The organism is Mastigocoleus sp. MO_188.B34, from assembly GCF_030065675.1.
GTDB lineage: Bacteria > Cyanobacteriota > Cyanobacteriia > Cyanobacteriales > Nostocaceae > Mastigocoleus.
In genome coordinates, this window is the sequence record NZ_JASJDK010000058.1 from 20,582 (window position 1) to 30,742 (window position 10,161).

The 10,161-nt window shown below is 36.2% G+C and carries 9 protein-coding genes; 6 read left to right on the forward strand and 3 right to left on the reverse strand.

Features of this window, described 5'->3' with window-relative positions:
* Window positions 1-23: 23 nt before the first annotated feature.
* A complete protein-coding gene (locus QNJ50_RS15080) occupies window positions 24-989 on the reverse strand; it encodes an aldo/keto reductase (protein WP_300636563.1) in 966 nt (321 codons plus the stop codon).
* Window positions 990-1,605: 616 nt separating this feature from the next.
* Between QNJ50_RS15080 and mnmH the strand changes: the two genes are divergently transcribed.
* The 3 genes from mnmH to QNJ50_RS15095 all read left to right on the forward strand — a co-directional run bounded on the left by mnmH (window position 1,606) and on the right by QNJ50_RS15095 (window position 5,220).
* The gene (gene mnmH, locus QNJ50_RS15085) at window positions 1,606-2,673 is read left to right on the forward strand and encodes a tRNA 2-selenouridine(34) synthase MnmH (protein WP_300636565.1); all 1,068 of its coding nucleotides are present in this window, start codon (window positions 1,606-1,608) and stop codon (window positions 2,671-2,673) included.
* Between the two features lie 892 nt (window positions 2,674-3,565).
* On the forward strand, window positions 3,566-3,946 hold the full coding sequence (locus tag QNJ50_RS15090) for an IS1595 family transposase (RefSeq protein ID WP_300636567.1): 381 nt from the start codon (window positions 3,566-3,568) through the stop codon (window positions 3,944-3,946).
* Between the two features lie 32 nt (window positions 3,947-3,978).
* On the forward strand, window positions 3,979-5,220 hold the full coding sequence (locus QNJ50_RS15095; RefSeq protein WP_300636569.1) for a hypothetical protein: 1,242 nt from the start codon (window positions 3,979-3,981) through the stop codon (window positions 5,218-5,220).
* A 438-nt stretch (window positions 5,221-5,658) separates the two neighbouring features.
* Here the strand turns inward: QNJ50_RS15095 and QNJ50_RS15100 are convergent, their stop codons facing one another.
* Window positions 5,659-6,162 carry a hypothetical protein gene (locus QNJ50_RS15100; RefSeq protein ID WP_300636571.1) on the reverse strand — a complete coding sequence of 168 codons (504 nt, stop codon included), beginning with the start codon at window positions 6,160-6,162 and terminating at the stop codon, window positions 5,659-5,661.
* A gap of 407 nt (window positions 6,163-6,569) precedes the next feature.
* A complete protein-coding gene (locus QNJ50_RS15105; RefSeq protein ID WP_300636574.1) occupies window positions 6,570-7,400 on the reverse strand; it encodes a prohibitin family protein in 831 nt (276 codons plus the stop codon).
* Between the two features lie 394 nt (window positions 7,401-7,794).
* Here QNJ50_RS15105 and nfi point away from each other — a divergent pair, with 394 nt between their 5' ends.
* The 3 genes from nfi to QNJ50_RS15120 form a co-directional block, all read left to right on the forward strand.
* Entirely contained in the window at window positions 7,795-8,466 is a 672-nt protein-coding gene (gene nfi, locus QNJ50_RS15110; RefSeq protein WP_300636576.1) for a deoxyribonuclease V, read from the forward strand.
* A 135-nt stretch (window positions 8,467-8,601) separates the two neighbouring features.
* Entirely contained in the window at window positions 8,602-9,315 is a 714-nt protein-coding gene (locus tag QNJ50_RS15115; protein ID WP_300636578.1) for an FHA domain-containing protein, read from the forward strand.
* A 186-nt stretch (window positions 9,316-9,501) separates the two neighbouring features.
* Window positions 9,502-10,161 (forward strand): FHA domain-containing protein (locus tag QNJ50_RS15120; RefSeq protein ID WP_300636580.1); only part of this gene is annotated, 660 nt, incomplete at its 3' end.

The window sequence follows — 10,161 nt, forward strand, 5'->3', positions numbered from 1 at the left end:
CCACACTTCCCCCAAGTCCCCAATCACGTCCAAACCCGGAAAAAAGTTCCATCTTGCCAAACTTTTGCCGTTTTTTGCTCGATTGTTGCTAATTCCTTTGCATCAAGTTGTTTGAAGGCTCTCGCAACATTAGTATTTTCTTCTAATTGTTTGATATTCTCTGCTGCAATAATGCAACAATGAACCCCCGGTTGGGAAAGGCTATATCCCATAGCTTGCTCCATCCCATCTAATCCACCCGGTTTAAATAAACGACCATAAGCTGGTACTTTCATAGCAATTACACCAACATTTTTTTGCTGCGCTACTGGTAAAACTACTGGGAGAAAAGGACGTGGGTGGAATTTATCCGCAGCATTCACCGGAATTAAAGTAGTATCGAAAGAATAACGACGCAAACCTTCAGCAATGACATCAGGTTCATGGTGTCCCGTAATTCCAGTAAATCGAATAATTTTTTGCTCTTTTGCTTCTTCCATGGCTTTAGCTGCACCAGATGCAGAAAATATGGTTTCGAGATCTTCTGCAAAAGAAACATGGTGCATTTGCCACAAATCGAGATAATCAGTTTTGAGACGCTTCAAACTTCTTTCTAACTCTCGCCATGCTCCATCGCGATCGCGCTTGTCCGTTTTACTTGCCAAAAATAAACTAGAACGCTGGGATGGTAATACCTTACCCAAATAATCCTCAGAAGGACCATAACTAGCTGCAGTATCAAAATAACGGATACCCAACTGCAAAGAACGTTCGATCAGTGCGATCGCTTCCTTTTCTTGTCCTTTATGGGATAGTGGCGTTTGTCCTGCACCACCCAAACCAAAAATCGGTACTTTAACTCCTGTCTTTCCTAAAACTTTCTCCGGGATGATTTTAGGTGGCGCTGCATTAGTGCTGGAGTTTTCTTGTAAAGTTTTACATCCAACAACACCGCTAGCTACGGCAACAGATGCGATTAAAAAATTTCGCCTTGTGCTTTTGCTTGCCATACTCGACTTTGCTGAAACAACTTAATTAGTTGTATGTTAACGAGAATATGATAAAAATGCTGAAGTTGTTAAATTTTGTCAAGCTTAAATTTTGCCAACTATTTTGCCAACTATTAATAATTGATTAATAGTATCTTACGGGTTGTATGAAATAAGTTTTATTTATTTTGATTTTAAGATTTACAACTCGATAGCTGCGCCCATGTCCCTAAGACTAATAACAACATCCAAAGCCTTATAAATCAAATTTTCATAATATTTAATATATTAAATACAATATTACCTATATAACGATGCAGCAATATAAAATATATCTATAGATATATCGTCAAAGCCTTGCAGTACGAATCAGTTGAACTTAATTTCTTGTCAATTCAATTTTGTACAGAAAAATATACAAACCAAAATTAAATATAGCTAATAGCAAGTAACAAGCTATGCTTGACTAGGATATTTGAAGGTGATAAAGGGGATAAATAATAATTATTAATAAAGTTTTAGCAATATTTAGCATTTCATTTAACTGTCATTGAACAAGTTCCAAAATAATGTTAATAAATCACATCCAATGCTACCGCTACAGTGTAAAAATAGAGGGAGATTTTGTTTGATAGCAATGCCTCCTGCTCCTAGATATACCCAAGAACCCTGGAGAGAAACATTCAGCGAAATTATTGACGTGCGTTCTCCAAGTGAATTTGCCGAGGACCATGTCCCTGGTGCAATTAACCTACCTGTATTAAATGATGAAGAACGTGCCGAAGTTGGAACAGTTTACAAGCAAGTTTCTCCTTTCTGTGCGAGGAAGATTGGTGCAGCCCTAGTATCCAAAAATATTTCTCAGCACCTCAGAGGACACTTTGCGACAAAAGGAAAAGATTACAGCCCTCTCGTGTACTGCTGGCGAGGTGGACAACGTTCGGCTAGTATGGCGACCGTACTATCACAAATTGGTTGGCGGATTACTTTACTAGAAGGTGGTTACAAAACCTATCGTGCTTATGTACGCCAACAATTAGCCGTTTTACCAACAAAATTTACCTATAAAGTATTATCTGGCTTAACCGGCAGTGGAAAGACTTACATTTTGCAAAAAATGCGCCAACATGGCGTGCAAATTTTAGATTTGGAGGATATTGCGAAGCATCGCGGTTCACTTTTGGGTCAACAATGGAAAGGGAAACCTACACCGCAACCTTCACAAAAATTTTTTGAATCTTTACTACTTGAAAAACTACTTACTTTAGATCCCCGTGAAGATGTATGGATAGAATCAGAAAGTAATAAAATTGGTAAAATTTATTTACCCCTGTCTTTATGGGGAGAAATGAAAAAAGCTAGTTGTGTAGAAATTCAATTACCAATTAAAGCTAGAGTCCAATTTTTATTACAAGAATATCCTCATTTCATGGACCGTCCCGATTTATTGAAGGTTAAGCTAGAAAAGTTAAAGAATCGCCATGGTTGGGAAAAAGTAAGTCAGTGGAACCAAATGATTGACTTTGGTGAATGGGAAAAGTTTGTCGAAGATATCTTGTTTTGTCATTACGACTCTACCTATAAAAAATCGATGCAACATAAATTTTCTCGAGTGGAAAAAGTATTATCTATGTCAGATTTATCTGATAGTAGTATTGAAAATCTCTTGGATTATTTAGTTCCAAAATATGCTTCTATGACCTAGAAGCATATATTTTACTTGTTTTTGGTTTAATATAGTTTTTTAGCGAATATGTCCTGCACCCGCAGGCTTTTTTCATTTTTGATTATTCAAGAATTACGCAAGACCTAAATCTGTTATTCCACGTCAATAAAATAAAATAAAATCAATATATCATCCAATACAATACTTTGTAGAGACGGGTTCATTGTTAGCAAAGCTTGTCTGTAGGACACAGATTATCTCAATTTTAACCCAGAGATAGCGCTGAATATTGTTGGCGAACAAATTTTTTATCTGAATCGTATTAGCATTTCATTTATATATAATACACGAAATTTACAGTCTGTAATACAATTATTTGACATTTTTGGCTCATACAATTGGGAGCATCTCAATTTTTAGAATTCACTGAAATTTAGGTTGTCATTGCGAATGAAGCGTAGCGGAATGAAGCAATCGCAAAGTCAAGATGCTGCGATTGCTTCCCTCCATTACATTACGCTCGCAATGACAAAACATATTTTTTAAAACTTGAGATGCTCCCCATACAATTAATCTAGCTGCACATCAATTTAAATGTTTGAGTTACTCTGAAATGCTGTAAGACACCAGTTACTTGTTGGGGAGCAAGCGTTCACAAAAAAAGTAGCATACAAATCTAGCGTCAAGATGCTTTTATACATACTTCAATATTGATTTAAGTACTCAGACAATATCAAAAAGTATTAAATAAGAATCTAATTATAGCATTTACAAAGACATTTACTGTAACAGCAAGTCATATATTACACATACTCAAAGTAACAACAAAGCTTTTAAGATTTGTGCTTGATTTGCATGGGATTTTTTGATGGCAACTTTTAATGTCTGGCTTGGATGATTTTCCTAGTCAAGCATTGAGAGTATCGCCATCATGTTTGAAACTCATGAAGAGTGTCTGGTGTGCCTGGAAGAAATTCGCTGGGATGGTACACCAACATGTCCATACTGCGGTTCCGTCAAAGCGACAAAATATAAAAAAAAACACAGATACCGTTGTAATAGTTGCTTTACTTCGTATAGTGTTACTGTTGGGACTCTATTTCATAAAACTCATGTAGATTTACGCAAGTGGTTCCGGGCAATCTTACTGCTTCGCAAACTAAATCCCGATATTAGTATTCGCAAGCTTGCTCAAGAAATTCAGGTCAACCGAGCAACCGCATCTCAAATGGTCAATCGCATTGTAACTGCATCCCCAGAACAAGCAGAGATTTTGAGAAAAATTGTTCGTGAAATTGAGAAACGAAGTTAAGAGAAGTGAAGTGAAGTTAAGGTGTATCTGTTATGCCTCAAAACAATGATACTGATACAAAAGCTAAAACAGGGAATAATACAGAGCGTCAGGCAGGGAATGATAAAAAATCTAAAAATTGGCAAGAAGCACTCAAAGTTTCAATGTCTCTGTTCATTCCGGCTTTTGTGCTGATGATATTAAGTTTCTTTATGTTTAACCCTGCTTTAGTAAGCCTATTCACAGGTTTAAGAGCAAAGCAAGTAGAAACAGAGGTAAAAAATTTAATCGATGAGGAAATCAAAAAACAGCTACAGCAGGAGGCTAAAAATCAAATCTCTCAGGAACGAACTAAGATATTAGGTGAGCAGCAAGCACTTCTTAAGCTCGAGCAAGAATCTTCTTTGGGGAAAACCTACATCAGCCAAGAAATTAGTAAACAGGCTGAAGAACAAGCAAAGAAAGTTGCTAAGGACGAAATTAGTCAAGCAAAGGGAGATTTATATGGTCAGATGACCTTTCCCGTAATATTTGCGATCGCTTCTATTTTTGCCGCATTTGCAGTGAAGGATATTCTGACAGAAGTATTAAAAGAAGAGGAGAGAAAAAAAGTTAAAGGCGATATCGAGAAGGAACTTAAAGAACTGATAGGTGTTGGTAAATATGAAGATAAGCAAGGAACATTAAAAAAGAAATTGGAAGAATCGCTAAAAACGAAAAGTAATGAGACTTATGACAAGCTTAAACTTTATCTGGATCAAGAACTAGAAGAAATTAATGAATGCACTACTTCGCTTCAGTCTTATACCCATTGGTTGGAATATCAGTTATTAGAAAGTGATATGAACCGAGTTATTAATTCATCACCCAAATCAATAGATCTAATTGAAAATATTTTCAAAAGACAAAATACTGTTTTGAGTGAAATTGGTGATAATTCTAAGTCAATAAAGTTATTGAAGGAGGGTAATCGAAAAGTCTTGGTCTTGTTGCATCCCAAAGAAAAACAAATGAATATTAGCGATAGTTCCGACGAGAATCAAAACGATTGGGATGCTTTTAAAACAGAGCTTTTCAACATACAACTTAATCTATTGTTAATAACACTCAAAAAGCTATCGCAAAGCGAGGATAAACCTGGAGATCCTTCAATCACTCAATTAATCGAAGACATAGAAGAATTTATCAACACAGATTTCGGTGCACAAGCTAGAAAAGGGAAACAAATATTTAGCAAAATTACATCACAAATGAATCAGAATATCGAACGACCTTCTGAAAAAAAAGATGTTTAACTCAATACCTTTGCCAAAATAAGAGCCTAGAAAAATTTTGCCATTTTACCAAAATTACCCGTATATGAGCGTTTCACTTACAAGATGGTTTGAACTCTTAAACCCTTTATACTGTAGGCAATCCGTTAAAAATAACCTTGCGCAAAACCTTAAAGGAATTTTTAGGGCTTATTATTTTTGCCAAGCATCAGAGAAACGGGAGTTTCAGTAGATAGAAAAGTTTTCCAGAACCCTTGTCAGACTTTCATTTGAGGAAGGGGAACAGGATTTACTGGAATCGTCTCGGAATCTACTTTTTAAGGAACGGTTCTTGTCGGTGGGTTAAAAGTGTAGTACAAACAATCATGGTGTCAGCCCAAAAACGTTGACTGGAACCCTTATTCTTTCGTCAACCGACAAAAGTTTTTCATTTACTGAAACTGCAGATTGATTGACAAATCAAGGTTTTTTTAAAGTATCACTGATTGCTTTGCATACTTCATAACCGACTTTATAGTAAATACTGTCTTCTATTTTGTTAGTATTTTTTGCTTTTTTATATTGATTATATTGATTTAAAAACCATTTTGCTTGTTCATCAAAATATGTTGCTTGTGTTTTAATTGATGTTTCATCGTCAGGGAAAAATTTCTTAAAATTCTGTTTAATATTGGGAACATATTTTGTGTCAATTATTTCTAGACAATCTCTTGCTATCTTATGAAGAATCAAGATTTCGTCACGTAGAAATTCCAGTTCCTGTTCAAGAGATTTAAGAGGATCTTCAGCAGTCCACTTAATAGAGCTAAGTCTTGATGTAATTTTTTTATGTCCTTGAGTAAGAATATTTTTATTGTGAGCCAGTTTTTCTTTGATAACCTCGACACCCCAATTAATAATGGGACGGTCTTCTTCAGGAACTTTCTCTCTTAGGCTTCTTAGTTTATCTAGAAGTGTAGTCATTTAAACCTCCGCCATAGCTTTTAGGCAAATAAGCCATTGTTGGATTGTTTTCTTAACAATCTCTTCCAGAAGAATACTTACAACTAGATTAAAAAGCTGTACCGCTAACTATGCCAATTTAATAGTTTTTTTGTACTATATATTTATTAAAATCCTGAAAAAACAAAATAGGCTGACAATCTTGTGATTTGTACAGCCTTTATTCAAATTATTTAGTGTGGGTATCTTGGTCGCGTTCGAGATGCAAAATTAAATGCAGAACATCTTATTACTCATTCATTTATTGTGTTTTTTGTTGAGATAAAAATATAGGCGTGATGATCAGTATAAATTTCCTACTTTTCCAAAAGCTCACAGTTTAGCTACAAAGAACTCAAAAACAGTTTGTTATATGTGTGCGAATTTGACTATTTCTTAGGTAACTTGTTGGGAGAAATATTAATAAAAGGTAAAGTTCCTTCACCACTCATCACTGTGGGGAATCTTCCATCCCATTTTTCAATCGCTTGTTTTTGCAATAATTCTGGTGTAATGGTTTGTCTTTGCAATCTTTGTGCTTCTGCTTGTCCTTTTGCGCGGTTAATTTCTGCTTGTGCTTCTTGGGTTGCTTTTTTAGCGATAAATTCAGCTTGCTTCGCTTCTTGTTCTGATATTTGTTTAGCCTCAATTGCTTTACTGAATTCTGGTGAGAATGAAAAATCTACTAAAGAAACGTCATTGACAATTACACCATAGTCAACAAGACGATTTTTGAGACTAGTATCGATCTCTGCTTTGAGTTCCGTTCTTTTAGTAATAATTTCTTCTGCTGTTTTTTTTGCAGTTGCAGCTTTGAGTACTTCCGAAACAGCAGGTGTCATAATTCCATCAACGATGTCTTTTTCTTCCCCGATTTGTTGATAAACGCGGTTAACTTTTTTGGGATCGATGCGCCAGTTAACGGCAATTTCTGTTGTTACTTTTTGGAGATCTTTGGAGGCTGCATCAGCTTTAAAGGTGTCTTTATTAACGCGAATATTTAAAGTCTTCACTGATGTAACTACGGGTATAACTGTGTGAATACCTTCGCCTAAAACCCTTTCTTGAACTTTCCCAAAGACCATTACCACACCTCTTTGTCCTGCGTTAACTACAGTAAAAGGACGGAGTATAAATGCTAGAAATAACAAAATAAAACCACCAGTAACATATAAGTAAAATTTAAAATTGGGGTTAGCGCTTCTTACGGAACTACGCATATATTAAACTCCTATATGTTTGCTAGCTATCTGCAGTGGATGGCAAATTAGTGATGAAAAACAACAATCTCAAAGTCAAGTATAAAAACTATTTAATTCCCATTAATTTCCAGCTTATTTCTACCAATTTATGAATTTTGTCAACGGTAGCTTGACGGGAATAAAGCAAAATATACTAAATAGTGAAAAATTATCCTTGCCTTCATCAATTGTCATATCACGTCGTCACTTGATCCTATTGCCACTGATAATAATCAGTCAGAGTGAATTTTCTTTATATCATTTCACCTGATTATCAATAGATACATATTGAAAGCCAATTATTTCGGAAATCTGACAAACTAAATCTAAAAAACTAAATCTAAAAGACTGAATCTAAAAAATAATATTAAATATGAAGATTTATAAACGACATAGCTGGAATCTCAGTTTAGACGAAGCAGTTGCAATTCAAGAAAAGTTACAACCAGAGGTAATTACACAAGACCAATTTAAGGAACCCATTAAATATGTAGCCGGTGTAGATATGGGGTTTGAGGATGATGGGAGAATTAGTCGTGCAGCGGTAGCAGTTCTCAGCTTTCCTGATTTAGAAGTACGGGATACTAGCATTGTCAGACGTCCAACAAGTTTTCCTTATATTCCTGGTTTCCTCTCATTTCGTGAAATTCCAGCTTTACTAGATGCTCTAGAAAAAATTACAATTACTCCAGACATCATATTTTGTGATGGTCAGGGAATTGCCCACCCTCGCAGGTTTGGCATTGCTTGTCATTTAGGCTTGTTTGTCGACTTACCCACGGTTGGTGTGGCAAAATCCTTATTTGTTGGTAAGCACGAAGAGTTACCTCAAACCCGTGGTAGTTGGCAAGCACTTATTTACGAAACTGAAACAGTGGGTGCTGCTCTCAGAACTCGCGACGGAGTAAAACCTGTGTATGTTTCCAGTGGTCACCGCATCAGCTTGACAACTGCAATTGATTATGTATTGCGTTGTACACCACAATATCGACTACCGGAAACTACCCGTGTTGCGGATAGATTAGCTTCCTCAACCAAAGATTAAGATTTTTATCGGAATATCTTTGCTGTTTCTTGAAAATCCTTGCTTCCTTTTATATTTTCATGTTAGGAATCGCACAAGGAATTATTGAAGTTAGATCGTGAGTCAATTTAGATAGTGAGTCGATATGTAGGAACTATGAATTCACTAACTTTACAGTGGTATGATGCAGAACAACTTAAAGTTCAAGTTCAAAAAATTGAGATTCCAGAATTCTCAACTCCAGAAGTTCAAGCTCAAGAATTTCAAGCTCAAGAATTTCAAGCCCAAAAAAGGTACAACCAACAATCCAGTAAAAATCCTGCAACATACCGTATAGGTAGAGATCCTTCCCGTTGCGACCTTGTATTAGGAAATCCCACGGTTTCTGGTTTGCACGTGGAAATCTTTTTCGATTCTCAACAGCAAGGGTTTTTTATCCAAAATTTACGACAATCCAACCCACCTTTGGTAGATGGCAAACAATTATTGGATAATGTATTACCCTTGTTTGAAGGTAGCACTATTTATTTGGGACAACAGGAATTAAAGGTTGCTGAAATTTCTATTACTAAGGTTAATACCATACCTCCAACAGTATTAGCCCCACCACCAGTTCCCAATTCTCGACCAATAATTCCCCAACAACAATCTCAACCTAACAAACAACCCACAACACAACATCATCATAACCACTCCTCAAATGGACAGCACCAAAATGGACAATCCTCGAATGGACAACCTATGTATGGGCTGCAATGTCCCAAATGTAATAGAGTGTCCTCCCTAGAACATCTACAAGTTGGTTGTCCTTGGTGTGGTACATCTTTAGCTGCTGCACTTAGTGTTTTAGTCGCACCCAGTGAAGAATAAAAGTTGGCACTTAGGGATTTGAGGTAGAGAAATTTGCTCACAGTCTGGATATTATTACCGTATTAAATACTTTTTCATATAATCAGTAACTTATTTATCAATCGCCAATTTCTATATGGCGCTAACATGCCAAAAAATAAATATACTACGCTTGCGCCGAATGCTAATCTCGATCCCCAATAATAAATGACTAATAATTTACCAATTCAATTAAATTGGAAAGATCCTATTACAGGGGAAACTCGCGATCCCCGATTAACTCCACCGATTGCTTTTGGCAGAGAATTTGTCCGGATGCCGCCCGAATATCAGGGACAAAGAGTTACTCGGATGTTACTCAATCATGATGAAGTATCTCGCTTTCATGCTTTACTTGAATGGCAACATAACCAACTAGTGGTAAATGACCAAGGTAGTGTGAATGGAATTTATGTTAACGGTGAACAACTGCAGCATAGTGTTATTAACAGTGGCGATACGCTACAAATTGGTCCATATATCATAACTGTTACTTATACTATTGCAGCAACAGAAACAAGTGGTGCACCTCAAGCAAATAATACCCCACAAGTAAGTATTACCCCACAAGTAAATCGTCGTGGTAATTCTACAATTCAATTTAATCCCACTACCAATCTTCCAGATCCCAGCATACCCCAACCCCAACAAGTAACACCTTTGGGAAGTAGTTTTCCACCTCCCATTTTTCAAGAGCAATTAGTTGCGGTTCAAGGAATTCATGCTACTGGTTTGCCAGTTGACGAATGTGAATATTTAACCGTAGGTGCGGGTTTAGGAAGTTTTATTTATGTAGATCTATTAAGACTAGGTGGAGTCAAAACGGAA

Excerpts from the sequence above, each read along its gene's own strand:
- QNJ50_RS15105 (WP_300636574.1), bottom strand. The coding sequence starts at position 7,400 with ATGCGTAGTTCCGTAAGAAGCGCTAACCCCAATTTTAAATTTTACTTA.
- QNJ50_RS15095 (WP_300636569.1), top strand. The coding sequence starts at position 3,979 with ATGCCTCAAAACAATGATACTGATACAAAAGCTAAAACAGGGAATAAT.
- mnmH (WP_300636565.1), top strand. The coding sequence starts at position 1,606 with ATGCCTCCTGCTCCTAGATATACCCAAGAACCCTGGAGAGAAACATTC.
- QNJ50_RS15090 (WP_300636567.1), top strand. The coding sequence starts at position 3,566 with ATGTTTGAAACTCATGAAGAGTGTCTGGTGTGCCTGGAAGAAATTCGC.
- QNJ50_RS15115 (WP_300636578.1), top strand. The coding sequence starts at position 8,602 with ATGAATTCACTAACTTTACAGTGGTATGATGCAGAACAACTTAAAGTT.
- nfi (WP_300636576.1), top strand. The coding sequence starts at position 7,795 with ATGAAGATTTATAAACGACATAGCTGGAATCTCAGTTTAGACGAAGCA.
- QNJ50_RS15080 (WP_300636563.1), bottom strand. The coding sequence starts at position 989 with ATGGCAAGCAAAAGCACAAGGCGAAATTTTTTAATCGCATCTGTTGCC.
- QNJ50_RS15100 (WP_300636571.1), bottom strand. The coding sequence starts at position 6,162 with ATGACTACACTTCTAGATAAACTAAGAAGCCTAAGAGAGAAAGTTCCT.